This is a genomic window from Sphingobium xenophagum (assembly GCF_002288285.1).
Taxonomy (GTDB): Bacteria; Pseudomonadota; Alphaproteobacteria; order Sphingomonadales; family Sphingomonadaceae; genus Sphingobium; species Sphingobium xenophagum.
In genome coordinates this window covers 1-26,192 of the sequence record NZ_CP022749.1, presented here as the reverse complement: position 1 = coordinate 26,192, position 26,192 = coordinate 1, and the positions used below count along the sequence as shown (strand labels likewise).

Here is a 26,192-nt window from a genome sequence, read left to right as displayed (position 1 = left end):
GTACAGCCGTTCGAATTAAGCTCCGCCCGAATTCGGCTGGCTTTCCCAATCTAGATAGAGCCTCACCACACCGTTGCCAAGTTTGCTCCCTGAGCAGGACGGCATCGCGCATATCGCTTCGCCGACGGCGCATCCGCACAGGATACCCACGAGCGTTTCTCCGGCTGTCATAGAAGATTCACACGATACACCTACCTGTACAGCCGTTCGATTCGGGCAGGGGGTCCTATGAAGTATTCACACATCCATCGATGGGCGGGGTCCCGGCGTATGCCGCAACGGCCTGTCGTCTCCGACTAGGCCCCTCATTGTCCTGAGCGACGCGAGATCCACCCCCGATCCGGGCGGTGGCCGATGTCGCTCGCCCTCTTCTGACATACATGTTCCAAGGACTGATTTCATGGCCAGCTCATCGCAGCACAAGTTCCGCCGCGTTCATCTGCTATCCTCCGCCTTCGCTTCCCTGACGATCGCGGCTCCCCCGGCTTACGCCGCCGACGATCCTGTCTCTGGTGCAGGGGCTCAGACTCCCGTGGCTGCGGGTGCCGGCGCAACCGAGCCCGGGTCGGCCGCGTCAGAGCCTCAGGCCCCGCCGTCGAGTGGCGGCAATGACGGCTCCGACATCGTCGTGACCGCGCTGAGGCGCAGCGTCAGCGTTCAGGATATTCCCGCTTCGATCACCGCCGTGAGTGGCGACACCCTTCTCAGCCGGGGCGTCACTGATACCATAGCCCTGGCCAATGTGATTCCTGGATTGGTGTTCGTCCCCAACTTCGGCAACACCATTGTGACTATCCGCGGCGTCGGCTCGACCTCTGTGGCTGGTTCGTCCGAACCGACGGTCGCGATCTATTCGGATGGCGCCTATTTGCCCCGGCCTTTCATGGGAACCCTGCGCGCGGTCGACCTCGATCGCGTCGAAGTCCTGCGCGGGCCGCAAGGGACTCTCTATGGCCGCAATGCTACGGGCGGTGCGGTCAACTTCATCTCCGCTAGCCCAACCAAGACGTGGACGGGGCGCATCGACGCTATTGTAGGAGGCCGCAATCAGGTCGGTATAAGCGGGTTTGTCTCAGGGCCACTCTCCGATGGCGTGCAGATCAGGCTCAGCGGCGGACGTGAGAAGCAGGATGGCCCGGTCGAAAACATCCTCAGGCCCCTTAACGTGGTGGAGCGTAATGGCGGCGGAACGGACGCCAAATATGGCCGTGTCGCGCTGCGCCTGACACCTACGTCTAGCCTGACGGTGGACCTGTCGCTCCGCTATGATGAGGACAATGCGGCCAAGATCGACCAGAGCCCGGTTGGGCCGATCAGCCTCGGGGTCGAAGGGGTGGATTGGACGAATGAGCCTTGGAAGACGATCTCGAATCGCCCGCACAGTGCGGTAAACAAGCTGCTCATCGGCCAGGCAGGCGTGACGTGGGAGGCGTCCGATGCGATCACCGTCAAGTCTCTGACGAACTATATCCTTGGGAAGATGCGGACCGCCAACGAAGGCGATGGCACCGCATTTCCCTACTTATATACGGCGATTTGGCCGCGTCGATCCGAATCGATAAGCCAGGAGTTCAACCTGTTCGGAAATTTCGATAAATTTAATTTCATCCTCGGGGCCTTCTATTACCACGAGGAATATAAGAGTCTTCTAGATTACATCTTCGAGAATCCGGATCCGGCGGCGGTCCTGACGCAAAATCTTGGCCAGCAAGCCAAAGTGGACAATTTTGCGGCATACTTCGACGCGACCTATTCGTTCACGGACGCCTTGAGGCTGAATGTGGGTATGCGCCTCAATTACGACAAGAATGAGTATGAGTCGATTTCGGGCCTTGAACCCCTCATCCCTACGGTAGCAGTCGCGGGCGGCACCATCAAAAAAACCAAGTTGCTCCCAAAGGTTGCCCTTCAATATGATTTCACGCCAGAAATCCAGAGCTACATCCAGTGGAGCCGCGGCTACAAGGGCGGCGGCGGCAACCTGCCGGCAAGCGATGGCTCCGCGCCGGCTTTTGGACCGGAGACGCTCGATTCCTACGAGCTTGGCGTGAAGTCCCGCCTGCTCAACGGCAAACTGACTGCTAACTTCGCGGCCTTCTACTATGACTATTCGGGCCTGCAGGTCGAAAAGTCGGTTCCCCCGAACAGCGTCCTCATGGACAATGCGCAAGCGAAGGCGTATGGCGCCGAACTTGAGATCCGATACAGCCCAGTCCCCGACCTCACCTTCACCCTTGCGCCCACATACGTGCACACGGAGTTCACGGAGTTCACCTCGACGGAGCTGCTGACGCTCGTCCCCTACGATCTCGCTGGAAAGACGTTGAATTTCGCGCCGAAGTGGACCGTTAACGCGAGTGCATCCAAGCGTTTCGATCTTGGCGGAGAACTGTTGAACGAGCTAGAACTCACCGCAAGTGCGCGGCACAATTCGACCGTCGTCTTCTCCTACTTCAACCTCGACGCCCTTGACCGACAACGGCCTTACACCGTGGTTGACCTAAACGCGACGATCTCCGATGTGGACAGGAAAACCACGCTGTCGCTGTTCGTCAACAATTTGGGCAACAAGGCATACAAGACTGTTACGGGTAATTTCGGGTTTGGATATATCGGTCACTGGGGTGCCCCCAGGACGTGGGGCGCGCGCCTCAGCCGCTCCTTCTGATCCGAGCGAGCGCCATGCGGGCAGGGTCGTTCGGATGAGCGATCCTGCAAGCTCAAATCAGTTAGATGTTTGATCGCGGGGTTTGATGGTAAAACACCCACAGAGGTGGGTCGGGAAATTTGACCAGCGGGATGAGTGGGTCGCCGGCCTGACGACAGCCATGGTGGTGGCGGCACAGGAGGCCAGATGAGTAAGCGACCCCGCCGGAATCGCCGTCTGGCGTTCAAGGCGAGGGTTGCATCGTCGCCCGCAGGTACGCGCGCGACCTGGAAGATTACCTCGGACGCCCCTTTTCGCGGTGAAGCGGCGCGCGCAACCCGTATCTGTCCCAGTATATTCAGTTTAGCATCAAGGATCCTCATATGCATCGCTCGGGCATCGAACTCATCAACCTGTACTGGGAAGAAGTCTGGAACAACGGGAACCTGGAACTGATCCGCGAAATCTGTGCGAGTCCTATCGTCCGGCACGACGCTAATGAGGTTACGAGCCTCACGCACGATCAGCAGATCGCGCGCGTCGCGGCGCAGCGGACAAGGCTTCCCTTCTTCACCCATGAGGTGCTGGTCGCCGACGAGCATCATGTCTGCTCAGTCTGGAACATGACGATCCGGGAGGGGGGTGAGCGGGAGCTCTGCGGCATTGAGGTGTTCCGGGTGGAGGAAGGGCGCCTGTCGCACTGCTGGAATTCCGGCTACATTCCCGGCCTGTGGGGTCGCGACGGTGCGGAGCGGGAGGCGCGCGAGCCCGCCATCCTGCCGTCGCTGAGCAGTATCGATACCGACTGGATCCAGGATATCTTAACCTCTGTCGACAAGAGCACCCCGCGCGTTGGAGTGCTCCAGTCGGTGGATCGTATCGGCAACGGCACGCTGAGCGAGACTGCTCGCGTCGTCCTGCATTACAATGCCGACCCCGAAAACTATCCCACCACGCTTTTCTGCAAGTTCAACCGGTCAACCCCCGAGATCGACGCTGCGAACAAGCGGGTGGGCTTCTATGAGCGTGAGATCAACACCTACAGCTTCCTGCGCGACCATCCGGACATCTCGGCGCCGAAGGTATATTTCGCCGCGACCAATCCCGACACGGGCGCCACCAACATCGTCCTCGAAGATCTCTCGACGCGAACCACGCCAGGCGACCAGGTCAGGGGCGCTTCGGTCGAGGAAGCGGACGCGGTGGTACGGGCGCTGTCACACCTCCACGCCAAGTTCCTCGGAACGGAGCCGAGTGACTGGCTGTTCGATCGCCAGCCCCGTGCGGCAATGTTTCATGATTCGTACCGGATAGGCGCCGCAGCGCTCAAGGAATTCCTCGGCAGCGCCGTTGACGCCTGCGATTACGAGCTGATCGACAGGTTCGAGCAGCTTTATCTTGATTGGGTGAACCTGCCCGTCGGCACCAAGACGGTGCTGCACGGCGACCCGCGCGTCGACAACATCTTGTTCGAGGCGGGCCCGTCCGGGATCAAGGCGTGGCTCATCGATTGGGGGATGACCGGGGTCGGGAGCCCGCAGTTCGATTTGGCCTACTTCCTGACGGGCAGCGTGCCCGTCGACATGCGGCGCCAGCACGATCGACGCTGGATCGCGGAGCATGCAGCTGAACTCGCCAAGGCTTCCCCGGCCTACGATCTCGCATCGGCGGAAATGATGTTCCGCGCTCAGGCCGTGGCGCAGCTTGCTGCAACCGTGCCGGCCGCGCGTACCGTCGAGCGCTCGGCACGCGGTGTCGAGCTTCTGACCACCCTCGTTCAGCGCAACTGCGCCGCCGTTCGCGACTGGGATGCCTTCGGCGCCATACGCTCGCTTTCTACAATGTGACGGGGGTCGCGGCCCCTAGCTGGCTAACTACGCCGAAAAGGAAACATCATGGATCTGTTTCGTAAGGGCGCCTTCAAGGGCAAGACCGTTTTCGTCGCTGGCGGATCCACGGGCATCAACCTCGGCATCGCCGAACGCTTCGGCGAGATGGGCGCCAACGTCGCGGTCATCAGCCGCAATGAGGAGCGGATTGCTGTCGCGGCTGAGCGCGTGAAGGCGACGGGCGCCGACGCCATCGGCGTGGTTGCCGACGTTCGCGACTTCGACGCCGTTTCGCGTGCGTTCGCTGCAACTACCGAGAAGTGGGGCGAGATCAACGTGGTCATCTCTGGCGCCGCAGGCAATTTCCTTTCGCCCGCGACCGGGCTGTCGGCCAACGCCTTCCGTACGGTGGTCGAGATTGACCTGCTCGGCACGTTCAACGTGCTCCGAGCCTCGTTCGACCATCTTCGCAAGCCTGGTGCGTCTGTGATCTCGATCACGGCCGGCCAAGCCAAGCGCCCGGTCATGTTCCAGGCGCATGCGAGCGCGGCCAAGGCGGGCATCAACAATCTCACTGGGACGTTGGCGATGGAGTGGGGCCCGGCCGGCATCCGCGTCAACGCCATCTCGCCTGGCCCGATCGGAGACACCGAGGGGATGGCCCGGCTTGCTCCGTCGGACGAGGCCACCGCCAAGTTGAAGAGCCGTCTTGCCTTGCGGGACTACGGCACAAAGCGCGACATCGCGGATGCCGCGCTGTTCCTTTCGAGCGACAATGCCCGCTACATCACTGGGGTGGTGCTCGAGGTCGATGGTGGCCTCCTGCTCGGCGACGCCTCGGCGGACGCCCTTACCCTTCCGGACCGTCGATGATGACGCTTGAGATCGATCGGCGCGGCGCGGTCGATTGGGTGACGTTTAACCGCCCCGATCGGCTGAATGCTCTCAGTCCCGAGCTTGTCGAGGCGCTACACGAGTACTTCGACAGCCTGTCCCGCGATACCGACACCCGTGTGGTGCTGCTGCGGGGGGCAGGACGCGCCTTCTGCGCGGGTCTCGACCTCGGAGCGACGGGCGGCGGCGATCTCGACGCCACCGCGCACCTCGCAATCCAGCGGAGGGTCTCGGAAATCGTCCTGAAGATGCGGTATTGCCCCCAAGCGATCGTCAGTCTGGTCCATGGTCCCGCCTGCGGCGGCGGCTTCGCCATGGCGCTCGCATCGGACATCCGCATCGCCGGAGCCAGTGCGCGGATGAACGCGGCATTCGTCCGGATCGGCCTTTCGGCATGCGACATCGGCGTTTCATACTTCCTCCCCCGTCTCGTCGGGGCGAGTCTCGCCGCCGAACTGATGATGACGGGGGATTTCATCCATGCCGAACGAGCCTTGCAGCTGGGTCTAGTAAGCCGCGTGGTGGCTGACGAGGACTTGGAAGTCGCCGCGGAGCCGCTCCTTGACGCGATGCTGACGACGTCACCCCTCGGTCTCAGGCTGACGAAGGAATGCCTTCGGATGTCAATTGATGCGCCGAGCCTCGAGGCGGCAATCGCGATGGAGGACCGCAATCAGGTCATTGCAGGCAGCGCGCCTGAGTTTCAGGAGGGAGTCGCCGCGTTTTTCGAGAAGCGCCGTCCAGCTTATGCGGCCGAGCTCGTGAAGCGGACCAAGCGGTGAGCGCCGCAGCCGGGACAACATCTTCGGAAGGCGCGGCCGGAAGCAGCGTCGTCTCAGCGACCGGCTTCATTTCGACGATATCAGCGACGCCCGGGCGAACGCAACGGGCTACGAATTCCTCTGTGTCGCACGATGTGTTGTGGCAAGATTGAGGACGCACCAAGCAAAGGAGAGAAAGATGTTGCGGATGTTAAGCGAAGCGCATGGGAATGTTGTTCTTGCCGATGATTTGCCCGCCAAACCGGTCGGCGTCATGAAGCCGGGCATGGTCGAGATCGGGGCGGCGACGCACGATAGAGCATCGCGGCGTTCACCGACGATCCGCACCACAGAGGCTCTTTCGCGCCTGACTGCGGTGACAGCCACCAAGATTCGGAGGCTCGCGGTCGTTGCCCCGCTCGGCCTAGCCTGTCTGTGTAGCGGATGGCCGGCGTCTTCCCAGGTCGTCATTGGTCCCGGCGATCGCCCCGAAACCGGGCTTCAGGGCCAAACCACGATCGAAGACGTGGTGAGCGGCCGGTCCAAACTTCCTTATCATGCTGGCGTTCGCCTCGTCGGTCGCACGGACATCTGGAACCGCGGCGGCAATTTGCAGCTCTCATGGGTCGATCAATGTGCCTATGTATCCACCTTCAAGCAGGCAGGCCCGATAACCGCCAACAGCCGATCTGCCTTGTTCCTCCGCGAGCCAGCGGGCGTCGCGGTTATCGACGTAAGGGACCCCCGGGCTCCAAAGCCCGTGCGCTTGCTGCGGGACCGGGGCTCGATCGATGCGGTAGAGACGATGCACGCGATTGCGGCACCAGGTCGCAAAGTTCTCGTCGCCGGCGCCTACTCGGGAGGAATTGCTGGCCGGGGCGAGGAGGACGCAGCTTGGCTCAGCATCTACGATGCCTCGGACTGCCTGAATCCCAAATTGCAGAGCGAGTTCAAGTGGCCCGCCAACATCCACATGGTGACAATCTCTCCCAACGGTCGTCGCGTCTACGGTACAGAAGTCGTGCCCGGACTCGGTTCGGGGAAGGGTGGCCTGCATGTGCTCGACATCAGCAACATGAAGCGCCCCCGCTATCTCGGCCGCTTCGGCGTCACGCGACCCAATGGATTGACGGCTGGGTTCACGCCACATGAAGTGTCGATCAGCCATGATGAGCGGCGGATCTACGCGGCTGTCCTCGCCTCCGAAACCGGGGACGTGCCTGTGGGGGCGTCTATCCTCGCCTCCGACGGGGACGTGCCTGTGGAGAACGGCAGCGTCTACATTCTCGATAACAGCGACATCGTCGATGGGCGCTCTCAACCGAAGATGAGGCTCGTCGGCGAAGCCAAGCAAGGCGGTTTCCATTCTGTCGTGCCCGCGTCGATCAACGGAGTTCCACACCTGGTGGGTGCGGCCGAACTGGGCGCCTGTCCTGGAACATGGCCGCGGATCATCAATATCGCGGACGAGAAGAATCCAAAGATCGTCGGCGAGTTCAAGCTGCAAATGAATATCAAGGAGAACTGCGACGCGATACGATTTACTCCTCGGAAGGAGGATCCCTATGCGAGCTTCATCCCAATCCCAGACATCACCGCGCGCCTCGGCGCGGTTGGCTCGCATTTCAACGATGTCGACGATGCAAGGAACACGAGGCTTGGTCTGTTCCCCTTCTTCGCTGGCGGAGTGAGGATCGTTGATTTGCGCGATCCTACAAAGCCGGTTGAAGTCGGCTACTATAAGCCGGGTGCGAATCCCGATACCCCGCTAAGTGGCAACGGGCTAAACTGGACAGGGTTGAACGACCAGGTAACCGACGGGTGTATGTCGCATGTACGCTATGTTCCCGAGTCCGGGCACATCTGGTTCGCCTGCGTCACGACCGGTTTCCACGTTATCGAACTGAATCCGGACCTTCGCGCTCGCCTCGGCTTCCCGACCGTGAAGTGATAACCTGTGTCGGCCGCTGGCGGCTCGGCTTGAGGGCTGTCGGCGGGGGGTAGATGACGGAGCCCCTTTCGTCGCGGCGAGGCGCAAAACAGTGCGGGAGGCTTGTTCGCGCTCGCCGCGATCATGGCTGGGCGCGTTCTCCGCCTCCCGCCGCACATTGCTGGACCGAGCAACTTGAGCGACCGATCAGGCAATGAGCCAAGGGTCGCTCCAAGGGAGAAGAACATGCGTTACGAACACATCACGCTGGAATGCATCGAAGGCGTGGCGACGATCACGATTAATCGTCCCGAAGTGCTGAACGCGCTGTCCATGCAGACCCTCGACGAGATGATGGATGCGCTGGACAGCGTTGCGGCAATGGGCGCGCGCACGCTGCTGCTGCGTGGGGCGGGGCGCGCCTTCTGCTCGGGCGCCGATCTCAGCGGCGGCGTTCAAGAGGATCCTGAACGCATTGATCGGGGACGTGCGCTTGAAACCGGCTTCAACCCTTTGCTCGAGAGTATGGTGCGTTTGCCGATCCCAATCGTCTCGGCGGTGAGCGGGGCGGCTCTGTTGCAAAGATTGGCGGCAGTCAGAGGTAGGCTGTCGCTCTGCGCCGATCAGGCGGCTGCTGCGAAATGGTGGTTGAGCATGCCCATGGCCTCCGTCAGCGCCGAGGGCCCAATGCCAAAAGCTCTCTCCACAAGGCGCACCTCGCCCCTGATGCCGGGCTGCAGGCACCAGGGGCGAGCCTGTCCTTTGCGCAGGGCTCGCATGACTTCGAATCCCTTGATCGTGGCATAGGCCGTGGGGATCGATTTGAAACCGCGCACCGGCTTGATCAGTATCTTGAGCTTTCCGTGATCGGCCTCGATCACGTTATTGAGATACTTCACCTGCCGGTGGGCCGTCTCCCGGTCCAGCTTTCCTTCGCGCTTCAATTCGGTGATCGCTGCACCATAGCTCGGCGCTTTGTCGGTATTGAGCGTGGCAGGCTTTTCCCAGTGCTTCAGGCCTCGCAGGGCCTTGCCCAGGAACCGCTTCGCTGCCTTGGCGCTGCGGGTCGGCGACAGGTAGAAATCGATCGTGTCGCCCCGCTTGTCGACTGCCCGGTACAGGTAGGTCCACTTGCCCCGCACCTTGACGTAGGTTTCATCCAGGCGCCAGCTCGGATCAAAGCCACGCCGCCAGAACCAGCGCAGCCGCTTCTCCATCTCCGGGGCGTAGCACTGGACCCAGCGATAGATCGTCGTATGGTCGACCGAAATGCCGCGTTCCGCCAGCATTTCCTCAAGGTCGCGATAGCTGATCGGATAGCGACAATACCAGCGCACCGCCCACAGGATCACATCACCCTGGAAATGGCGCCACTTGAAATCCGTCATCGTTCCGTCCGTCCAATCTCCGCCAAGCATGCTCAAGCTTCACGATTTTTGCAACAGAGCCCTTGAGACGACACCTGTTCCCGCGCGTTCGACACTTCCTAGCACAAGCATATTGGCAAATGGTTTAGCTCCAAAATGGTCTTAATTCAGCCTGTTGAACCCGCTCATTCTTTGCCCATCTTGCCCGGAGCGTGAATGAAAGCCGCACGGGGTGCCTGAAGCGTCGCGGGTTCGTGCGGAATCCCATGAAAGGCAACGGTTCAAGGGCGAAGAAGGCTGTGCTGGCTACGGTATTGGTGATCGTCTTCCAGGGGACGGAGAAGGTAGGCATCTATGACGATCAGCCAGCGGCCAGCGCGGCCTTGTGGAGCTTCGTCGAGGCGCATTGGGACGAGGCGCACCATGGTCCCACGCCAGAAGCCCGGAGCGAGGCGCAACTGAACCTCTTCTTTGCCGGAGAGGGCGACAGCTATGTCATCGCGGAGGCGGACCTGGGCGACGCAGCGCAGGCTCTCGGCTCGCCGTTATAAGCAAGTTCGACCGCACACTTCGGACGTCGGAATGGTGTTTTATACATCATAACTGCGCCTTCACATTTGAGTGTAAAAGCCATATGATTCCTGGGGCTGTCTGCCGTCCAGCCTTGCCTCTCTCTTCGATAGCAGCGAGATGATCTTGCCTGATTTCACCCGAACGCCATTCGATCGCCGTGATCGTCCGGCCGGCGCCCCGCCTGCCCAGTTCATCGGGCCGAAGCGTCGAGACTGCGCTCTGCCCGAAACGCTGGGTACCGCCGCGCTACGCGGCGTGCGCGGCCGCTGTCCAAGGTGCGGCGACGCGCACCTATTCCACCGATTCCTCAAACCTGTGACCATCTGCGCGCACTGCGGCCAGGACTGGAGCCATCAACGCGCGGACGATTTCCCGGCCTATGTGGCGATCATCGTCACAGGTCACCTCATGGCGCCCCTCATCATCGCGCTGGCCCGCGATTTCGCGCTCTCGGTCACCGCGATGATGGCAATCATTGTACCGCTGGCGCTTGTTCTGCTTCTCGGCCTGCTGCAGCCCGCCAAAGGCGCGATCATCGCGCTGCAGTGGTGGTGGGGCATGCACGGGTTCGAAAAGGAGCGAACAACAGGAGTGGCCGAGCCTGGGGACGATGGACCGTAGAGGTCGCGGCCCGCCTCAGAGCGGCAATACGACCTCGAACACGCTGCCCTCTCCCGGCGCGCTACGCTTGAGCGCGATCGTCCCGCCGTGGAGCTCGACCAGCTGTTTGACGAGCGCGAGTCCGATCCCAAGTCCTTCCTGCGTGCGCTGGTTGGACCCATCGATCTGGGCAAACAGATCGAAGATCCGGGCCTGCATCTCGGCCGGGATGCCGACGCCCGTATCGGCGACCTCGATGCGGACCTGATCCTCCTCGCGCCTCGCGGAGAGACGAATTTCTCCGCCCGCAGGCGTGTATTTGGCGGCGTTGGTGAGGAGATTGCCGACGACCTGCGCAAGCCGGGCATGATCGGCCTCCAGCCAGATCGGCTCAGGCGCGACATCCTGGATCAGCTCATGGCTGGCTGCGTCGATGTGATGGCGTGATCCTTCGACGGCAAAGCTAAGCAAGTCCTGGAGCAGCAGACGCTCCTTCTTGAGCGCGATCTTGCCTTGGTCGATGCGTGCGATGTCGAGCAGGTCCTCGACCAGGCTGCCGAGATGCCGCACATATTTGCTCATTTGCCCGCGCACCATCGTGGCGGTCTCGGGATCGGGCCTGCGTTCCATCAGGTGCAGCCCCGCCCCCATTGCCATGATGGGATTGCGCAATTCATGGGCGAGAACCGCCAGAAACTCATTCTTGCGGCGATCTGCGGTCTGCAGCACACCGGTCAGCTCCTCAAGCGCATCACGCTGCGCCCCGATCTTCTGGCGCTGACGATAGAGGTCGAAGAAGATGCGCGCCTTGGAGCGAAGGATATCGGCCTCGATCGGCTTCTGGAGGAAGTCCACCGCGCCCGCCTCATAGCCCCGGAAGCGGCGTTGCTGGTCGGCGCTGCCCGCGGTCAGGAAGATGATCGGAACATCACGCGCCCGCTCGCTTGCGCGCATGAACTCGGCAAGCTCGAAGCCGTCCATGCCGGGCATCTGTACGTCGAGCAGGGCGAGCGCCACGTCGTGCTGGAGAAGAAGCTCGAGCGCCTCCTCCCCGGATCGGGCCTTGAGGATCGACACACCCTGGTCGCCCAGAAGCGCCTCGAGCGCCAGAAGATTTTCTTCCAGGTCATCGACCAGAAGGCAGTTAGGCAGAGGGTTCTCACTCGTCATGGAGCCACCAGGGTCTGAAGGTAAGCGAGGATGCCGGGCACATCCTGAGTCCGCGCTTGGGGCCACGCCGCAAGCGCGGCGGCCGGCATGGTGGAACTCGAAGCACAAGTCGGGTCTTCGACAAGGGTCAGGCCGCCCGCCTCCCCGACGGCTCGCAGGCCCGCGGCGCCATCCTCGTTCGCACCGGTCAGAACGATGGCGACGAGATTGGGGCCGAAGGCGTCGGCCGCGGTCTCGAAGAGGACGTCGATCGCTGGCCGCGAATGATGAACCGGCTCGTCCATCGCCAGGGCCACGCGCCCATCCTGTTCTATCAGCAGATGATAATCGGCCGGCGCGAAATAGACCGTGCCCGGGACAGGAGTCTCCTTGTCTTCCGCCTCCTTGACTGGCAGCCCGCAGCGATCCGCGAAAAGGGTGGTGAGGGCGTTGGTGCGATCCGGCGGGATATGCACGACGATGAAGATCGGGACGGGGAACGTTGGCGGGAGCGCGGGCAGGATTTCCAGCAGGACCTGCACCGCGCCGACCGAGGCGCCGATGACGACCGCCCTGATCGGATCCCGGCTCATCCGTCCACCCGCTGATAGATCTTCTCTGCTGTATCGAAATCGGCAAAGGCCGCCGCGTGCCGGGAAAAGCGCAGGCTCTCCTTCGAGCCGAGCCCCAGAAATCCCTTACGGGCGAGGGAATCGCGGAACAGTCCGATGGCGCGATCCTGGAGCTCGCGATCGAAATAGATGAGCACGTTGCGGCACGAGATGAGATGCATCTCCGCAAACACCGCGTCGGTCACCAGGCTATGGTCGGAAAAGACGACCTGGCTCCTGAGTGTCTTGTCGAACACGGCATGCCCGTAATCGGCCGTATAATAGTCCGACAGCGACGAGCGCGCGCCCGACTTCTGGTGATTGGCCGTATATTTCTGCATCTGGTCGAGCGGATAGATTCCCGCCTGCGCCGCCCGTAAGGCATCGGGATTGATATCGGTCGCATAGAAGATCGTCCGCGCGCCGAGCCCCTCCTCGCGGAAGAGGATGGAAAGCGAATAGAGCTCCTCGCCATTGCTGCAGCCCGCCACCCAGACCTTGAGCGAGGGATAGGTTCTGAGGTGCGGGATAACGCGTTCGCGCAGCGCCTTATAGTAGGCCGGGTCACGAAACATCTCGCTGACCTGCACGGTCAGGTAATTGAGCAGGCGCGGTAGCGTCTGTTCTTCATGGAGCAGGCTTTCCTGCATCGCCGAAAAACTCGCAAAGCCCAACTGGCTCCGCGCCTGCACCAGGCGCCGCTTGATCGAGGCGCGCGCATAGGGGCGAAAATCATAATGATAGCGCTGGTAGAGCGCCTCCAGCAGGAGGCCGATCTCCAGATCCTCGAGGCCGCCTGTCACCGAGATCTCCTCATCGGGGCATCCAGACGCGCACCAACGACAAAAGTTTATCGACGTCTATGGGCTTGGCCATATAGTCGTTGGCGCCCGCTTCCAGGCAGCGTTGCTGATCGTCCGGCATGGCCTGCGCGGTCAGCATCACGATCGGCAGCTTCGTCCAGCGCGGATCGGCCCGGATCTCGCGCGTCGCGGTCAGCCCGTCCATGACCGGCATCATGACGTCCATGAGCACAAGGTCGACGGCCTTCTTCACATCGTCCCCGGCTTGGGCGAGCGCATCGATCGCCTCCTGCCCGTTGCGGGCGATCTGGACGATCGCGCCGCGCGGCTCGAGCACGCTCGACAGGGAATAGACGTTACGGACATCATCCTCGACGATGAGGATGCGCCGACCCTCGAGCGCGGCATCGCGGTGACGCGCCTTTTCGATCATGCGCCGCCGCTCGGGCGGCAGCTCGGAGACGACCTGGTGGAGGAACAGGGAAACCTCGTCGAGCAACCGCTCAGGGGATTTGGCGCCCTTGATGATGATCGAACTCGAATAGCGCCGCAGCCGCTGCTCGTCGTCGGCGGAGAGGTCGTGCCCGGTATAGACGATGACCGGCGGGAAGCCATGATCGCCCTCCTGGCTCAGCGTTTCCAGCAGATCGAACCCCGAGGTGTCCGGCAGGGTCAGGTCTAGCACCATGCAGTCGAACGTCTCGCGCCGCAGCTGTTCCAGGCATTCGGCGGCCGTGCCCACGCCGATCGTCTCGACATCGTCCGAGCCCAAAAGCTTACCCACTGCGTCGCGCTGAACCGCATCGTCCTCGACGATGAGGACCCGGCGCATGCGCGAGGCAAGCTTCGCCTGCAGGCCCTCGAGCACCTGCGCGAGTTCTTCGCGCTTGACCGGCTTGATGTGGTAGCCGACCGCACCGAGCGACAGCGCGGTCTGGCTCTGGTCGGCCGCCGAAATCACATGGATCGGAATATGGCGCGTTTCATCGTCATGCTTCAGCCGGTCAAGGACGGTAAGCCCGGACTGGTCCGGCAGACCCAGGTCGAGAACAATCGCGCTCGGCTTGAACTCGTGAGCATGTTTGATCGCGTCCTCCGCATTGCCGGCGATGACGCATTGGAAGCCGAGTTCGCGTGAAAGCTCGCACACGATCTGTGCGAACACCGCATCATCTTCGATGACGAGCAGGACCCGGTTGCCCTCGGTCAGGCTCGCCCGGTCGTCTTCCAGGCTCCATGCCGATGACGCGGGCGCCGGACGCAGGGGGATGGCGGGGGCCGCCGCGACCGGCGCGGGACCCGGGTCGGAACGCCGCCGGGTCGGCTGGGCGACGGTCTCATAGGCCAGTGGAATGGTGAGCGTGAAGGTGCTGCCTTCGCCAGGGCGGCTCTCCAGCGCAATCCGGCCGCCGAGTAGGCGCGCGAGCTCGCGAGAGATGGAAAGGCCAAGGCCCGTCCCGCCGAATTTCCGGCTGATCGTCGCGTCGGCCTGGTGGAAGGCCTCGAAGATCGAGGCCTGCTGCTCCGCCGAAATGCCGATGCCCGTGTCGCTGACGGCGAAGCGGATGGACTCATCATCCACGCGCTCAATGGCGAGGCTCACCTGTCCGCGCTCGGTGAATTTGAAGGCGTTGGACAGGAGATTCTTGAGGATCTGCTCGAGCCGCATCCGGTCGCTCTCGATCGTGCGGGCACAGTCATCGGAAAGCCTGATGTCGAAACCAAGGCCCTTCTTCTCGGCAAGCGGGTCGAAGGTCCGCCGCAGGTCGCCCGTCAGCCGCTGCAGCGCGACGGTTTCGGGACGGATCTCGATGTGCCCTGCCTCGATCTTGGACAGATCAAGAATGTCGTTGATGAGGGTCAGCAGGTCATTGCCAGAAGACTCGATCGTATTGGCATATTTGATCTGCTCGTCGGAGAGGTTGCCCTGCGAATTGTCTCCCAGCAGCTTGGAGAGGATCAGCAGCGAATTGAGCGGCGTGCGCAATTCGTGGCTCATATTGGCCAGGAAATCCGACTTATACTGGCTGGCCTGCTCAAGTTCGTGCGCCTTGGCGCCCAGCGCCGCGCCGGCCCGCTCAAGTTCGTCCCGCTGGGTTTCCAGCGTCTGCGCCTGTTCCTCAAGCTGGCTGTTGGTCTGTTCGAGTTCGACCTGCTGCTGCTCCAGACGAACCTGGGATTCCCGTAGCGCCCGCCCCTGCTCTTCGAGTTCTTCGTTGGAGACGCGCAGTTCCTCGCTCTGGGCCTGAAGCTCGCCGGCCTGGCGCTGCGTTTCCTCGAGCGCGTCCTGGAGCCGGGCCCGGAAGCGCGCCGAGCGCAGGGCGATGCCGATCGCCGGCGAGACACGCTCCAGGAGATCGAGCACCAAGGGATCGACCGGCTTGAAGAAGCCGAGCTCCAGGACCGCATTGACCTGCGCGTCCGCCTTGGCCGGTACGATGACCAGATGGCGCGGCTTGTCGCGACCGAAAGCCGAGCCGATCGTCAGATAGCCCTCCGGCACGTCTTCCAGGACCAGCGCCTTGCCATCGACTGCGACCTTGCCCAGCAAACCCTCCTTGATGTTGAAGGAGGAGGGCATATTGGCGTCGGCCGGAACCCCGACCACGGCCGCCCGCCTAAAGTGGCCGCTCTCGCCCTTGAACAGGGCGCCGCCCGAGAGCCCTGTATGCTCGGCCAGGAACGCCAAGATGTCCTCGCCAAGCTGTTCGACGGACTTGTCCCCGCGCATCGCCTCGGAGAGGCCGACTTCGCCGGACTGCAGCCATTCCTGCCCCGCGCGCGCCCGTCCATTACGGAGCAGCAGCACGAAGATCGCGATGGTGAGTGCGGAGCCCAGCAGACCCGAAACAACGCCACTGGTGATCGCCGCGCGCGCCGCGTCCGTCATGTCGCCCATGCGCTCTTCCCGCAGGCGCACTTCCTCGCGAGCCATGCCGTCAAGCTGGGCGCGGATAGCGTCCATCTCGCCCTTGCCGCGGTCGCTTGTCACGATCCCCATGGCAGCGGTCAGGCCCTGCGTGCGCCGCAATTCGATCGTCTCGCGCAATTCAGCCAACTTGGCATCGATATGGCGGTTGAGCGGTCCCAGGCTCGCTTGCTGCACCGGATTGTCGGCGGTCAGCGCCTTCAGCGCCGCGAGCCGCGCGGGCAAGGCGGCGACTGCGGTCCGGTAGGGCTCGAGATAAGCGTTGGTCCCGGTCAGCAGATAGCCGCGCTGGCCCGTCTCTGCGTCTTTGGCGGTGGAAAGAACTTCGTCGAGTGCGATCAGGACTTCATGGGTATGACGAATGGCCTTGTCGGCCTCGCGCAGCGCCTGGATATTCGAATAGGCAAGCCAGGTACTGATCAGGAAGAAAGCCAGCCCCAAGATCAGACCGGCAATGAGCCCGTTATTCTTCCGCCGCAGCGTGCCAACGGCCGTGCTCTTATTCCCCATCATTTCCGCCAACCCCGTATCCTGTCCCGACCGCGCCAAAGGTGGCTGTCATACCCTTTTTTCCAGCCCGTGAAAGGATTTGGCGAATTTACTCGCCGCGCCCCGCTGCAGCCCCGCGCGGAGCTAGATCACCCGGACGATCTTGTTTCGGCCCGTCGATCCGCGCAGCAGTTCCAGTGCAGAAACCGGTTGACCGAGCGCTGCTGCCAAAAGCTTGAGCACGGCCTCGTTGGCCTTGCCACCTTCAGGCGTCGCTGTCGTCCGGACATGCAAGATACCGTCCGCGGTCGCCAGGGTGATAGCATCGGCGGAGGCATTGGGCGTCACACGAACGGGAAGCCGGCCCGCGCCATCGACGAGCGCCAGAATATCTGCCCGTGGCGGACAGGACACTTTAGGCCGCGCCATGGCCGCGCAAAGCCGTGTTGCGTTTGAAATTGGGCCCGAAGCCAGCCTTGACCTGGACATTGCTGGCTGCCCGCCCCCGCGTCACACCGGCCCGCTTACGCACAGCGGCGCTCGGCGCGAGACAGCCAGAGAGCGACACGTCATGACCGGCGATCCCCGGCCGCACTGGGCTGCTGGTCAGCTCGACGCGCCGCTTCCCTGTTCTGCCGATCATGGGCGCGGCCTCCGGCCACGGTCACGGCGAAGAACAGCACCATCAGGATCAGGGAAATGATGACGATCGCTGCGATGATCATAATGCGTGCCGGCCCTTTTGGATTCCGTCGGGCCAGCTCCCTGCGAGATCAGCCTTGCGCCCGCAGAGGCATCATGCCTCGCTCATACATGTACCATCTGTCGATAGAGGCTGTGAATATAGAGATTTGATGTTCTATACATCAGCAGGGGGCGGGAGCCGAAGAATGCGGTATGGCCCGGACCCACTGCGAAGCGGACCCGGGCAGTAAATCTTACCTTGGCATGAGCGGCCGGCTGAGAGACGCCCCAACCGGGCCTTCAGATCGGGCCGCTGCCGCGGAGCAGGACCCGGCCAAGCCGTTCAGAAAAGGCGCGCGGATCGAGCGGCAGTTCCCCGTCGGCGATGCGGGCCTCGTCGAACAGCAGATGCGCTGCATCCTCGCGCAGATCCGCCTGCTCTGCGCCTACCGCGCTGAGCCGGGTAACGAGCGCATGCCGGGGATTGATCTCGAGGACCGGCTTGCTCACCTGCGCAAGCTGCCCCGCGCCCGCCAGGAGCCGCTCCATCTGACGGTCCATGCCATGTTCGGGCGCGACCAGGCAGACAGGGCTGTCGGTCAGCCGTTCCGACGCGCGGACATCGGACACCACGTCGCCCAACGTCGCCTTGACGAAGTCGATGAAGCCGGCGACCTCGTCCGATGTTTCCGCCGGCGGCTGTTCTCCATCGGCAAGGGGGATGAGACCCAGATCCGACATCCCCTGCGTCACCGACTTGAACGGCTTGCCTTCGAAATCCGGCGCTCCGGTCACCCAGAAGCCGTCGATCTGATCGGTAAGCAGGAGCACTTCGATGCCGCGCGCGCGGAAGCCTTCGAGCTGCGGCGAGGAGGCGAGCCGCTCGATGTCGGAACCCACCGCATAATAGATGGCGGTCTGGTTCTCTTTCAGATCGGCAGCATAGTCCTTGAGCGAACGCCATTCATTGTTCGACGTGCTGGTCTTGAAGCGGGCGAGCCCCAGCAGCGTCTCGCGCCGGGCGTAATCCTCGTAGAGACCCTCCTTCAGGACGGACCCGAAATTATCCCAGATCTTGAGATACTTGTCGCCATCGCTGTTCGAGAGCTTTTCCAATTCGCTCAGCACGCGGTTGGACACACCCTTCTGGATGGCGGCCAGAACCGGGCTCTCCTGGATCATCTCGCGCGAGACGTTGAGCGGCAAGTCCTGCGAGTCGACCAGTCCGCGCACAAAGCGCAGGTAGCGGGGCAGGATCTGCGCCTCGCCCGTGATGAACACCCGGCGGACATAGAGCTTCATCCGCCCCGCCCGATCGGGGTCGAACAGGTCGAAGGGTCGCATCTCAGGCACAAAAGCGAGCACATTATATTCGTGCACGCCCTCGGCGCGGTAGTGCAGCGTCAGTGCCGGCGTGTCGAACTGTCCGGCGTTGGTCCTATAGAAGTCAGTATAGTCTTCCTCGCTGATCTCGGACTTGGACCGCGTCCACAGCGCCGCTCCATCGGCAATCTGCGCCGGCTCCGCATCGGGCTTGTCCTTGAGGACGATCGGGACCGGGACATGGCCCGACTGCGCCTTGATCTTGGGCTCCACGCTGAAGCGCCGGGTATAGTCGGCCGCATCTTCCTTGAGATGAAGAATGACGCGCGTTCCGCGCGCCGGAGCCTCGGCCGGATCAGCATCCCCGATTGAGTAGGTGCCCAAACCATCCGACGTCCACAGGCCAGCACCCTCCTCGCCAGCGCGGCGCGATAGCACGTCGACCTTGTCTGCGACCATGAAGGCGGAATAGAAGCCGACGCCAAACTGGCCGATGAGCTGGCCGCCCTCGCCATCCTTCTTGGCGGCGATCTGTTCCATGAAGGCCTTGGTGCCTGAGCGGGCGATCGTGCCGAGCGCCTCGGCCATTTCGGCCTGGGTCATGCCGATGCCATTGTCCTCAATGGTCAACTGGCGCGCATCGGGATCGAGCGTGATCATGATCCGCGGCTGAGGGTCGTCTCCCAGCAGTGCCGGCGCGGCTATCGCTTCGTAGCGCAGCTTTTCGCAGGCGTCGGCGGCGTTGGACACCAGTTCGCGAAGGAAGACATCCTTGTCCGAATAGACGGAGTGCACCATGAGGTGCAGCAGCCTGGCGACATCGGCCTCAAAGGACCGCGTGTCGGGGGAAGCGTCGGTAATCGTGCTCATCGCTATATTTCGCTCTCCTTAGAATGGCGGGCGAAATCTGGTTGGCACCGCCCGGTTTTTCAACCCGGGGAACAGGCGTGATCGCGGGCGGGACCCAAGTGACGCACCAGTTCGGCGGGATGATGAGCCTCAAATCCGTCGCGGGGGCCCGGCAGGCGGCGCGTTGCTTGTCCCTGCAATGGTCGGCCCTCGCGCTCGGCGTTGCCGATTCAGTAGGATGGGTACTGCTTAGCGCTGCCAAGGCGGACCTGCTGCTTGCGCAGTAATCCAGCCCGCAGCCCGCAGCCCGCAGCTAATCGTCAGCTGCGACGCTGTCTTTCTCTTGGGGCCGGTCGTAAATGGGGGGCGGCACGCGCCAGGCGCCTTTGTGATCCATTTCGATCGGCAAATCGCATCGCTCGCAGAACGCTTTGTACTGGCCCTGCTTGTCGCGCGCTATGGAAGCGGAAGACGGCTTATGCCGACCCAGAAGACAACGCACATACATGGTCCACGTCTAACGCGATCGACGGGACATTTGTAGCACCCGCGAGTCAATTCCCACCGCAATAGCCCAAGGTACTTGTCATGCCCGCTTCAGCGGAAAGGCGGAACCGACGTTCTCGGCTCCGCCGTCCTGTCGTCAGGCCGCCGAGCTCTGGTCGCGACCGCGATCCATGGCCGTCAGTCGATCCTTAGCGGCGAGCTTGAGCTTCTTGAGGCGGGCGACCAGAAGCTGGTCGGGTACAGGCCGCCGCAGTTCCTGCTCGATCTGTGCCTCCAGACGGGCGTGCTCCTCGCGCAGATGGTTCAGATAATGGTCGGACATCGTCTTCTCCATGCCAGGTTGTGACTATGTGCGCGTGCTCGCGCACAGCCTGAGAATAGGTGCGCGCCCTTTCTTTTTCCAGTGATTCCGAGGCCTGTGGTCGACATCAGGATGGTCTTGGTCTGGCGCCCCAGCAATCGTACAGCAACACACCGCCTGGTCGTCAAAGCACCGCCATCGTCTCAGCAAAGATTTGGAAATCTCCCATGGATCGTTTCTTCACCGCCATCGCCACACGTTCCGCCACGATCATGGGCCAGCCGCTGGCTTTCATTCTCTCGACCCTGTTCATCATCCTCTGGGCCGTCAGCGGACCATTCCTGAATTACTCCGACACCTGGCACCTCATCGTGAACACCGCGACGACCGTCCTGACATTTCTCGCCGTTTTCCTCATCCAGAACAGCCAGAACCGCGATGGCGCCGCGATGCAGGCCAAGCTCGACGAAATCATCCGCGCGCTCGACAAGGCGCGCGTCGAGTTCGTGGGCATCGAGCATCTGACCGACGCCCAGATCGCCAAAATTCGGGAAGCCCTGGAAAACGATATCCGCAATGAAGCAGACGACGACAAGGATCGGACCGTCACCCGCACCGTGGAAACTCTGCTCAAACGCTACTGACGAGCGCACAGCGCCCGTTCGGAGCGCTGGCGCCTCATGATGCGCAGGTCAGGGCGTCCACCAGACACCCGGTTCGTGAAGCTGGCTGGCGTTAGAGGCCCTTGGCCATATTGAGGTGCGCAGTGACGATCGGTACGAGCTCGGACGCGAAAGCCTTGAGGGGCGCAACGTCCCCGCTTGCCGCATAGGCCTTGAGCGCATCCAATGTCTTCTGGTGGCCATCGGCCTGAAGGCGCGCATAGGCGCGATCAAACTCGGCGCCCGACTTGGTTTGCAGATCGGCGAGCTCCTGCTGCTGGGCCGGGGTCAACGCCGCATCAGGCGCGATCGCCGGCGTCGCGGCCGCGGCCGCCGTTTTGAGCTTGGCAGTCGAGTCCGTGTGGGCCTTGATCATCTGCTGGGCGAAGGACTTGATCTTTGCGGACTGCGCCTTGCTCGCCGCGAGTTTTGACGTCTCGATCTCGAAAGCGTCGCTTGCTGCCGCCGTGTTTGCAAAGGCCTGTCCCGGGCTCAGGACCGCAGGTGCCGGCGCGGCAGGTTCGGCCGCGGAGGTCGCTGCCGTATTCTCGACAGGCTCGGCCTTCTTGCCGCAAGCGGAAAGGCAGAGCGCGGCGGCCGAAAGAGATACCAAAAGAAGCGGTTTCATGAATAACTCCCCCATTCGAGCAGGACGCCTGCTCAACGCGGACCAGGCTTCATCGTTCCGGCATCGGACCTTTTCGAACGCGGGACGTTTCACCCCTGCCCGCCTGCCGCGCGGCATGAGACCCAAGGAGACGAGACGATGAGCATCTTCGGCAACATTCTGAGCAAGATCTTCCACCCGAACGCGGCCAAGGCCGCGCCGCGAGTCCTGCGCCCTCCGCCGCGCTGCCGCGCCAAGTCCCGCCCCAGCCCCCACGACCCCTGCTCCGGCCCCGCCGCCGCTGCACCGGCGCAAACATCGGTCGACGTCGGGCCCGTCCTGGAGGCTATGGCCGCTATGAAGGACGATCATGGCGGCAACTACAAGACCTCGATCGTCGATCTCCTGAAGCTTCTCGATCTCGATTCCAGTCTCACCGCCCGAAAGGAGCTGGCCGAGGAACTCGGGGTGAATGCCGGCGAACCCGGTTCAGCCGAACAGAATATCGCGCTTCACCGCGCCGTCATGGATAAGCTTGCCGAAAATGGCGGCATTGTTCCCGACGACATGCGCAATTAGGCGGTTGCGCATCGCGGCTGTTCCAACGGAGCAGCCGCATTGCCGCAACGACGATCCAGCGAGTGACGACGGCTGCGGAGGCGTGCAGGCGGGGCAGGCCGGATAAAGCTTGGCGCGCCTACAAGGGAGGCATATTGCCGACCCCATGACAAACACACGCAACATTCTTGTCGTGGAGGACGAACCGCTCATCGCCATGATGCTCGAGGATTTCATCGACATGATGGGTCATCGGATCGGCGCGGCCGTAGGAAGCGTCGCCGACGCGCTCGCCGAGATCGAAGCGCAGAGCTTTGACCTCGCCATCCTCGACCTCAACCTGGGCAAGGAAACCTCCTGGCCGGTCGCCGACGCGCTTCAGGATCGCGGCATCCCGTTCGTCCTTGCCACGGGTGGCAACCTCCAGGCGCCGTCCGAGCGCCATGCCGGCGCCGGACCCTGACCAAGCCCTATACTTACGAAAACGTTCAAGCTTCGATCGACGCGCTCGCGGCGTGTGAGAAAGCCGCATGCGCGGCGTCAGGCCGCCGTCGCGCCCGCCGCCTGCCCTGGCTTCAGGACGATCTTCGTGTAGCTGTCCTGCTCGTCGTGGAATTTCTGATAGCCGAGTGGCCCATCCTCGAGCGCCATGCGGTGGCTGATAAGGAAGGTTGAATCGATCTTGTCCTCCGCGATCGCGGCATAGAGAGGCTGCAGATAGCGCTGCACATGCGTCTGGCCGGTCTTGAGGGTCAGGCCCTTCTCCATCAGCGCGCCAAGGGAACTTGTCGACGAAGCCGCCATAGACGGCGGCATCGAGACACGCCCGCCCTTGCGGGTCGCCAGGATCACTGCCGGATGGCGTGGATGCGATCGGTCCCCAGGAAGGTGGAAGCCTTGATCTGGTCAATGATATTGTCGGCAAAGGCGCCGTGCGCCTCAAGGCCCACGCAATCGATCGCCGCGTCGGGGCCGATCCCGCCCGTCATCTCCATCAGCGCCTCGTAGACCTTGCTCTCCTCGAAATTGATGGTCTCGGCACCGAATTTGCGCGCAAGTTCCAGGCGGCGGGGGAAATGATCGATCGCGATGACCCGCTCGGCGCCCATCAGGAAGGCCGACTGCACTGCGAACAGGCCGACCGGACCGCAGCCCAGACAGCGACCGTGTCGCCCGGCTCGATCTCGGCATTCTCTGCTGCCATCCAGCCCGTCGGGAGAATGTCGAGAGGAACAGCACCTTGTCGTCCGGATGCTCTCGTCGGGGATGACGAGCGGGCCGACATCAGAGAAGGGCACGCGGACATATTCGGCCTGCCCGCCGGCATAGCCTCCGGTCATGTGCTGTAGCCGAACAGGCCGGGCATCGGATGGCCATAGCCCTCGCGCCGATATCCTGGTGTCGGCCGGGTTCGCATTCTCGCGGCCGAATATTGCGTCTTCGAACAGTGGTAGCAGCTGCCGCACGAGATGGTGAACGGCACGACGACGCGCTGTCCGGCCTTAAGGCTGCTCTTGGCCCGGCCTCGACGACTTCGCCCATGAACTCGGCCGAGAATGTCGCCTTCTGCATCGTCGGATATAGCCGTCGTAAAGATGCAAGTCGACCCGCAGATCGCGGTGGAGGTCACGCGGATGATCGCATCGCGCGGATTGACGATCGCGGGATCGTCGACGGTATCGCAGCGCACGTCGTGCTTGCCGTGCAGGTGATCGCCTTCATCGCGCTTACTTTCCTTCTCTGCGAGGATGCGCGGATTACGCGCGTGGTAGCGATTTCGCCGGTTTCCATAAGCTGCTTGAACCGGCGCAGGTCGCGCCGCGTCTGGATCCTTGGCTCGCGCTGGAAGAGCTTGGCGACCAGTTCGCCGATCACGCCGCCGGGCGGATCATAGGCGATCACGGCGGCGCACGCGGTGCCGCGCCGCCCAGCATCGCGAAACTCGATCCGGCGCTATTGGCGACGTCGGCGCCCTCGGCAGACTGCCATGTTATTTCCTCGCCCGGGACGTCCTTGGTGATGACCGACTCCCAGGACACTTCGCGGCCCGCCGGTGCCTTCACGGTCCAGCGCGACCGATCGCGGTCGATCGGCTCGATCGAGACGATATTGTCCATGAATGAAACCAGGTTCGTGGGATCGCGCCAGAAATCATAGAGCTCGCGCGCCGGTCGGTTGATCGTGACCGCCTCGGCCAGTAGCTTGCGATCGGGATCGGCGGTTTTCGACGCGGTGACGGGGCGTCATCCTGTCCGGCGGTTCGGCTGCGCGTTTCAGAATCTGTCATGGCTGCGGATCTCCTTCGTTCGGGAACGTCACCGCGGAGCGGGGGTTCCGATCGATGCCAGGATCACGGACCTCCCAACGACCGATCGGACGTCTGGCCAAGCGATAGGAGAGCAAGCTGGAAGACGCCGCCGGATGGATCGCCCCGATCGCGACGATGATCGCCGCCATGATGACAGCCGCAATCTCGGTGCTCGCGTCACCGGCTGGGGCTTCGTCGTCTTTACGCTAGGCTCGATCTGTGGTCCGTGGTCGGGCTCTCGACCGGCAGACAAATCTGCTGGCGACCAACGGCTCCTGACGCTGGTCAACCTGATTGGCATCTGGCGCTGGCTAGGCCGGCAACGCGCTATGAAGATGCGGCCAGTCCGCCAGCGAAGCGAGCCGACGCTCGGCGCTGCCCACGTCTTTACGGCCACCGGGATCACGGGCCTCCCCGTCACGGCATCGGATGGCGAGGTGGTCGGCACCGTGGTCGAGGCCCTGGTGACCTGCGCGGACGGCACCGTGAGCTACGTGGTCATACGCTCAGGCGGCGTGGGCGGCATCGGCGAGACCCTGCGCGCAGTCGCTCGCAGCGATCTCGACTTTGGCTGCAAGGGCTTCACCCTGCATCATGAGAGGACATGTTCGAGGCGCTGCCTGAGCTCGCCGATGGCGACTGGCCGCGGCGCCCCAGGCGGCGGGCACGACGCACGCCACGCAGCTAGACGGTCGAGTGGTCACAGCGTCGTGGTTCGACTCTCGGTAGTCACCATGCCTTGCTGAACGAGGAGAGAGACGGCAGACTTGCAGGAGGGGGCGACGATCATGCAGGACGGCTTTGCGCGGATCTCCGCGCCCGATTCTTTCCATCTCCTGGACAACGCGCTTCCGCCGCTGCCCGGCGAGAAGCCTGAGCGGATCGCCTCGGATCTTGGGCGCGGCCTGTGGTCGCTGATGGCGCGCGCCGCCGCAACGTGTTGCGGGGCCGCCCACAGAAGCGAACTTGGCCTCACGGACGAGCTCGATGCGCTCGTGGAGGCTGCCGGCCAGGTGTTCTCACCAGCGGCACCGCCTGAGCGAACTCCTCTGGACCCGCAGCGGCCCCTACTGGAACGGCGCGCTAGCCCGCACGCTCATCCTGCAGCAGGCGCGGCAGGGCTTTCTTCTGCTACTCGCCCAGGCGGTCACGCCGCGCGCCGTCCTTTTCGGCCATGCCTCGCCGCTGTCGTGGAACTCGGCATCGAGGGTGATTTGGACCTCCCAGTCCTCATCTCGTGCTGCTCGTCTGTACGGTCGATCCGACAGGCAGGCGGTGGCGCGGCGCGGTTATGCGCAAGCCATCAAGAGCGCGCGCTGCTTCATGCCGGTGGGATCGGCCTTCGAGCGGGACGCGCTCGAGGCGCTCATCGCGCTCCGCGACAAACTCGACCGTCACGGTGTGGACTGCATGATCATGCGGGACCTTGGCGAGGACGGCCTCGCCCGCCAATGGAAAGTCGGCCTGCGGCGCGAGGAGACGATAATCGCCAGTGCGGATCGTGCTTCCAGGGACGCGGGGATCGCGGAGGATGGGGAGATGGGGCTGCGATGGCCGAGGACGGGCGTATGCCCTGACGCCAGCGAATTCGAGGATGGGCGCTTCGTCGCCTGGCTTGAGCGGGAAATCGGCAAAAAATGGCGCGGCGAACGGCGAATGACGCGGAAGGGTCTTTCTGGATCACACGAACAGGAGAGCCGGTGAGTGCGGCCCGCAGCGCTGGCCGGCGCCGCGAGCCGCTTGAGCCCCCGCTCTGTCTTCCCGATACATAGAGGACCACCGTTACCAATGAGCTAAAGGCGGAGCATTCC

At 63.0% G+C, this 26,192-nt stretch carries 28 protein-coding genes and 1 pseudogene; 15 read left to right on the top strand and 14 right to left on the bottom strand.

The annotated features are described in order from the left end of the window. Positions 1-400 precede the first annotated feature (400 nt). From CJD35_RS20790 to CJD35_RS23625, 6 genes and pseudogenes are all read left to right on the top strand, one after another. Complete coding sequence (locus CJD35_RS20790; RefSeq protein WP_244917363.1) at positions 401-2,668, top strand: TonB-dependent receptor; 2,268 nt, start codon at positions 401-403, stop codon at positions 2,666-2,668. 362 nt (positions 2,669-3,030) lie between these two features. After that, entirely contained in the window at positions 3,031-4,494 is a 1,464-nt protein-coding gene (locus CJD35_RS20785; protein ID WP_010408992.1) for a phosphotransferase, read from the top strand. A gap of 48 nt (positions 4,495-4,542) precedes the next feature. Continuing rightward, positions 4,543-5,349 (top strand): SDR family oxidoreductase, encoded by an 807-nt coding sequence (locus CJD35_RS20780; protein ID WP_006949676.1) that lies wholly within the window; start codon positions 4,543-4,545, stop codon positions 5,347-5,349. Next, entirely contained in the window at positions 5,346-6,152 is an 807-nt protein-coding gene (locus CJD35_RS20775) for an enoyl-CoA hydratase/isomerase family protein (RefSeq protein WP_006949678.1), read from the top strand. The genes CJD35_RS20780 and CJD35_RS20775 overlap by 4 nt, the downstream gene beginning before the upstream one ends. 178 nt (positions 6,153-6,330) lie before the next feature. Beyond that, the gene (locus CJD35_RS20770; RefSeq protein ID WP_095687549.1) at positions 6,331-8,082 is read left to right on the top strand and encodes an LVIVD repeat-containing protein; all 1,752 of its coding nucleotides are present in this window, start codon (positions 6,331-6,333) and stop codon (positions 8,080-8,082) included. A gap of 123 nt (positions 8,083-8,205) precedes the next feature. Beyond that, a pseudogene (locus CJD35_RS23625) lies at positions 8,206-8,577 on the top strand (enoyl-CoA hydratase-related protein); the annotation flags it as partial. A 107-nt stretch (positions 8,578-8,684) separates the two neighbouring features. Here CJD35_RS23625 and CJD35_RS20760 read toward each other — a convergent pair. Beyond that, positions 8,685-9,449 (bottom strand): IS6-like element IS6100 family transposase, encoded by a 765-nt coding sequence (locus CJD35_RS20760; protein WP_001389365.1) that lies wholly within the window; start codon positions 9,447-9,449, stop codon positions 8,685-8,687. Between the two features lie 191 nt (positions 9,450-9,640). Between CJD35_RS20760 and CJD35_RS20755 the strand changes: the two genes are divergently transcribed. Then, positions 9,641-9,979, top strand: coding sequence for a hypothetical protein (locus tag CJD35_RS20755; RefSeq protein WP_244917344.1), 339 nt, complete (start codon positions 9,641-9,643; stop codon positions 9,977-9,979). Between the two features lie 139 nt (positions 9,980-10,118). Beyond that, entirely contained in the window at positions 10,119-10,622 is a 504-nt protein-coding gene (locus CJD35_RS20750) for a DUF983 domain-containing protein (RefSeq protein WP_244917343.1), read from the top strand. Positions 10,623-10,637: 15 nt separating this feature from the next. Here the strand turns inward: CJD35_RS20750 and CJD35_RS20745 are convergent, their stop codons facing one another. The 7 genes from CJD35_RS20745 to htpG form a co-directional block, all read right to left on the bottom strand. Further along, positions 10,638-11,771: a hybrid sensor histidine kinase/response regulator gene (locus tag CJD35_RS20745; protein WP_095687383.1), complete on the bottom strand. Its 1,134-nt coding sequence runs from the start codon at positions 11,769-11,771 to the stop codon at positions 10,638-10,640. Continuing rightward, complete coding sequence (locus CJD35_RS20740; RefSeq protein ID WP_095687382.1) at positions 11,768-12,343, bottom strand: chemotaxis protein CheB; 576 nt, start codon at positions 12,341-12,343, stop codon at positions 11,768-11,770. Before CJD35_RS20740 ends, CJD35_RS20745 begins: the two co-directional genes overlap by 4 nt. After that, entirely contained in the window at positions 12,340-13,164 is an 825-nt protein-coding gene (locus CJD35_RS20735; RefSeq protein ID WP_095687381.1) for a CheR family methyltransferase, read from the bottom strand. The genes CJD35_RS20740 and CJD35_RS20735 overlap by 4 nt, the downstream gene beginning before the upstream one ends. Positions 13,165-13,174: 10 nt before the next feature. Continuing rightward, positions 13,175-16,603: a response regulator gene (locus CJD35_RS20730; RefSeq protein ID WP_095687490.1), complete on the bottom strand. Its 3,429-nt coding sequence runs from the start codon at positions 16,601-16,603 to the stop codon at positions 13,175-13,177. 123 nt (positions 16,604-16,726) lie between these two features. Continuing rightward, on the bottom strand, positions 16,727-17,011 hold the full coding sequence (locus CJD35_RS20725) for a DUF167 domain-containing protein (protein WP_095687380.1): 285 nt from the start codon (positions 17,009-17,011) through the stop codon (positions 16,727-16,729). 140 nt (positions 17,012-17,151) lie between these two features. Further along, complete coding sequence (locus CJD35_RS22560) at positions 17,152-17,307, bottom strand: hypothetical protein (RefSeq protein ID WP_157742339.1); 156 nt, start codon at positions 17,305-17,307, stop codon at positions 17,152-17,154. Positions 17,308-17,566: 259 nt separating this feature from the next. Next, on the bottom strand, positions 17,567-19,459 hold the full coding sequence (htpG, locus tag CJD35_RS20720; protein WP_095687379.1) for a molecular chaperone HtpG: 1,893 nt from the start codon (positions 19,457-19,459) through the stop codon (positions 17,567-17,569). A gap of 23 nt (positions 19,460-19,482) precedes the next feature. On the opposite strand from htpG, the gene CJD35_RS22810 reads away from it, so the two are divergent. After that, a complete protein-coding gene (locus tag CJD35_RS22810; protein WP_095687547.1) occupies positions 19,483-19,725 on the top strand; it encodes a hypothetical protein in 243 nt (80 codons plus the stop codon). A gap of 356 nt (positions 19,726-20,081) precedes the next feature. Here CJD35_RS22810 and CJD35_RS20710 read toward each other — a convergent pair whose 3' ends face one another. After that, positions 20,082-20,267, bottom strand: a complete 186-nt coding sequence (locus CJD35_RS20710) for a YdcH family protein (protein ID WP_095687489.1) — start codon at positions 20,265-20,267, stop codon at positions 20,082-20,084. A 206-nt stretch (positions 20,268-20,473) separates the two neighbouring features. Between CJD35_RS20710 and CJD35_RS20705 the strand changes: the two genes are divergently transcribed. Then, complete coding sequence (locus CJD35_RS20705; protein ID WP_095687378.1) at positions 20,474-20,890, top strand: low affinity iron permease family protein; 417 nt, start codon at positions 20,474-20,476, stop codon at positions 20,888-20,890. Between the two features lie 91 nt (positions 20,891-20,981). On the opposite strand, the gene CJD35_RS20700 is transcribed toward CJD35_RS20705, so the two are convergent. After that, a complete protein-coding gene (locus CJD35_RS20700) occupies positions 20,982-21,536 on the bottom strand; it encodes a DUF4142 domain-containing protein (protein ID WP_095687377.1) in 555 nt (184 codons plus the stop codon). Positions 21,537-21,674: 138 nt separating this feature from the next. Here CJD35_RS20700 and CJD35_RS20695 point away from each other — a divergent pair, with 138 nt between their 5' ends. Both CJD35_RS20695 and CJD35_RS20690 read left to right on the top strand, forming a co-directional pair. Next, positions 21,675-22,094 (top strand): DUF3597 domain-containing protein, encoded by a 420-nt coding sequence (locus CJD35_RS20695; protein WP_095687546.1) that lies wholly within the window; start codon positions 21,675-21,677, stop codon positions 22,092-22,094. A gap of 145 nt (positions 22,095-22,239) precedes the next feature. Continuing rightward, positions 22,240-22,536, top strand: coding sequence for a response regulator (locus CJD35_RS20690; protein WP_244917362.1), 297 nt, complete (start codon positions 22,240-22,242; stop codon positions 22,534-22,536). 77 nt (positions 22,537-22,613) lie between these two features. Here the strand turns inward: CJD35_RS20690 and CJD35_RS23620 are convergent, their stop codons facing one another. Genes CJD35_RS23620 through CJD35_RS23610 form a run of 3 tightly spaced genes read right to left on the bottom strand, consistent with a single transcriptional unit; the run spans position 22,614 to position 23,703 of the window. Continuing rightward, complete coding sequence (locus CJD35_RS23620; RefSeq protein WP_420876380.1) at positions 22,614-22,925, bottom strand: MDR/zinc-dependent alcohol dehydrogenase-like family protein; 312 nt, start codon at positions 22,923-22,925, stop codon at positions 22,614-22,616. Next, positions 22,922-23,413, bottom strand: a complete 492-nt coding sequence (locus CJD35_RS23615) for a zinc-binding dehydrogenase (RefSeq protein WP_420876379.1) — start codon at positions 23,411-23,413, stop codon at positions 22,922-22,924. Before CJD35_RS23615 ends, CJD35_RS23620 begins: the two co-directional genes overlap by 4 nt. Then, the gene (locus CJD35_RS23610; RefSeq protein ID WP_420876382.1) at positions 23,410-23,703 is read right to left on the bottom strand and encodes an alcohol dehydrogenase catalytic domain-containing protein; all 294 of its coding nucleotides are present in this window, start codon (positions 23,701-23,703) and stop codon (positions 23,410-23,412) included. Before CJD35_RS23610 ends, CJD35_RS23615 begins: the two co-directional genes overlap by 4 nt. On the opposite strand from CJD35_RS23610, the gene CJD35_RS23605 reads away from it, so the two are divergent. Continuing rightward, on the top strand, positions 23,614-23,967 hold the full coding sequence (locus CJD35_RS23605; RefSeq protein ID WP_420876383.1) for a hypothetical protein: 354 nt from the start codon (positions 23,614-23,616) through the stop codon (positions 23,965-23,967). The genes CJD35_RS23610 and CJD35_RS23605 overlap by 90 nt on opposite strands. Positions 23,968-23,971: 4 nt before the next feature. Here the strand turns inward: CJD35_RS23605 and CJD35_RS23600 are convergent, their stop codons facing one another. Further along, positions 23,972-24,202, bottom strand: a complete 231-nt coding sequence (locus CJD35_RS23600) for an SRPBCC family protein (RefSeq protein WP_420876381.1) — start codon at positions 24,200-24,202, stop codon at positions 23,972-23,974. 292 nt (positions 24,203-24,494) lie between these two features. Here CJD35_RS23600 and CJD35_RS20675 point away from each other — a divergent pair, with 292 nt between their 5' ends. Beyond that, on the top strand, positions 24,495-25,127 hold the full coding sequence (locus tag CJD35_RS20675) for a PRC-barrel domain-containing protein (protein WP_244917361.1): 633 nt from the start codon (positions 24,495-24,497) through the stop codon (positions 25,125-25,127). 241 nt (positions 25,128-25,368) lie between these two features. After that, the gene (locus CJD35_RS20670) at positions 25,369-26,085 is read left to right on the top strand and encodes a hypothetical protein (RefSeq protein WP_244917360.1); all 717 of its coding nucleotides are present in this window, start codon (positions 25,369-25,371) and stop codon (positions 26,083-26,085) included. The last annotated feature ends 107 nt before the right edge of the window (positions 26,086-26,192 follow it).

What these genes read in the sequence shown, in the direction of transcription:
- htpG (WP_095687379.1), bottom strand. Translation starts at nt 19,459, where the DNA reads ATGAGCACGATTACCGACGCTTCCCCCGACACGCGGTCCTTTGAGGCC.
- CJD35_RS20775 (WP_006949678.1), top strand. Translation starts at nt 5,346, where the DNA reads ATGATGACGCTTGAGATCGATCGGCGCGGCGCGGTCGATTGGGTGACG.
- CJD35_RS20710 (WP_095687489.1), bottom strand. Translation starts at nt 20,267, where the DNA reads ATGTCCGACCATTATCTGAACCATCTGCGCGAGGAGCACGCCCGTCTG.
- CJD35_RS20670 (WP_244917360.1), top strand. Translation starts at nt 25,369, where the DNA reads ATGCGCTCGTGGAGGCTGCCGGCCAGGTGTTCTCACCAGCGGCACCGC.
- CJD35_RS20770 (WP_095687549.1), top strand. Translation starts at nt 6,331, where the DNA reads ATGTTGCGGATGTTAAGCGAAGCGCATGGGAATGTTGTTCTTGCCGAT.
- CJD35_RS20790 (WP_244917363.1), top strand. Translation starts at nt 401, where the DNA reads ATGGCCAGCTCATCGCAGCACAAGTTCCGCCGCGTTCATCTGCTATCC.
- CJD35_RS20740 (WP_095687382.1), bottom strand. Translation starts at nt 12,343, where the DNA reads ATGAGCCGGGATCCGATCAGGGCGGTCGTCATCGGCGCCTCGGTCGGC.
- CJD35_RS22560 (WP_157742339.1), bottom strand. Translation starts at nt 17,307, where the DNA reads ATGATCATCGCAGCGATCGTCATCATTTCCCTGATCCTGATGGTGCTG.
- CJD35_RS20750 (WP_244917343.1), top strand. Translation starts at nt 10,119, where the DNA reads ATGATCTTGCCTGATTTCACCCGAACGCCATTCGATCGCCGTGATCGT.
- CJD35_RS20785 (WP_010408992.1), top strand. Translation starts at nt 3,031, where the DNA reads ATGCATCGCTCGGGCATCGAACTCATCAACCTGTACTGGGAAGAAGTC.
- CJD35_RS20690 (WP_244917362.1), top strand. Translation starts at nt 22,240, where the DNA reads ATGACAAACACACGCAACATTCTTGTCGTGGAGGACGAACCGCTCATC.
- CJD35_RS20780 (WP_006949676.1), top strand. Translation starts at nt 4,543, where the DNA reads ATGGATCTGTTTCGTAAGGGCGCCTTCAAGGGCAAGACCGTTTTCGTC.
- CJD35_RS20705 (WP_095687378.1), top strand. Translation starts at nt 20,474, where the DNA reads ATGGATCGTTTCTTCACCGCCATCGCCACACGTTCCGCCACGATCATG.
- CJD35_RS23605 (WP_420876383.1), top strand. Translation starts at nt 23,614, where the DNA reads ATGAACTCGGCCGAGAATGTCGCCTTCTGCATCGTCGGATATAGCCGT.
- CJD35_RS20695 (WP_095687546.1), top strand. Translation starts at nt 21,675, where the DNA reads ATGAGCATCTTCGGCAACATTCTGAGCAAGATCTTCCACCCGAACGCG.
- CJD35_RS23615 (WP_420876379.1), bottom strand. Translation starts at nt 23,413, where the DNA reads ATGACCGGAGGCTATGCCGGCGGGCAGGCCGAATATGTCCGCGTGCCC.
- CJD35_RS20700 (WP_095687377.1), bottom strand. Translation starts at nt 21,536, where the DNA reads ATGAAACCGCTTCTTTTGGTATCTCTTTCGGCCGCCGCGCTCTGCCTT.
- CJD35_RS20730 (WP_095687490.1), bottom strand. Translation starts at nt 16,603, where the DNA reads ATGGGGAATAAGAGCACGGCCGTTGGCACGCTGCGGCGGAAGAATAAC.
- CJD35_RS20725 (WP_095687380.1), bottom strand. Translation starts at nt 17,011, where the DNA reads ATGGCGCGGCCTAAAGTGTCCTGTCCGCCACGGGCAGATATTCTGGCG.
- CJD35_RS22810 (WP_095687547.1), top strand. Translation starts at nt 19,483, where the DNA reads ATGGCGGGCGAAATCTGGTTGGCACCGCCCGGTTTTTCAACCCGGGGA.
- CJD35_RS20675 (WP_244917361.1), top strand. Translation starts at nt 24,495, where the DNA reads ATGGATCGCCCCGATCGCGACGATGATCGCCGCCATGATGACAGCCGC.
- CJD35_RS20745 (WP_095687383.1), bottom strand. Translation starts at nt 11,771, where the DNA reads ATGACGAGTGAGAACCCTCTGCCTAACTGCCTTCTGGTCGATGACCTG.
- CJD35_RS20760 (WP_001389365.1), bottom strand. Translation starts at nt 9,449, where the DNA reads ATGACGGATTTCAAGTGGCGCCATTTCCAGGGTGATGTGATCCTGTGG.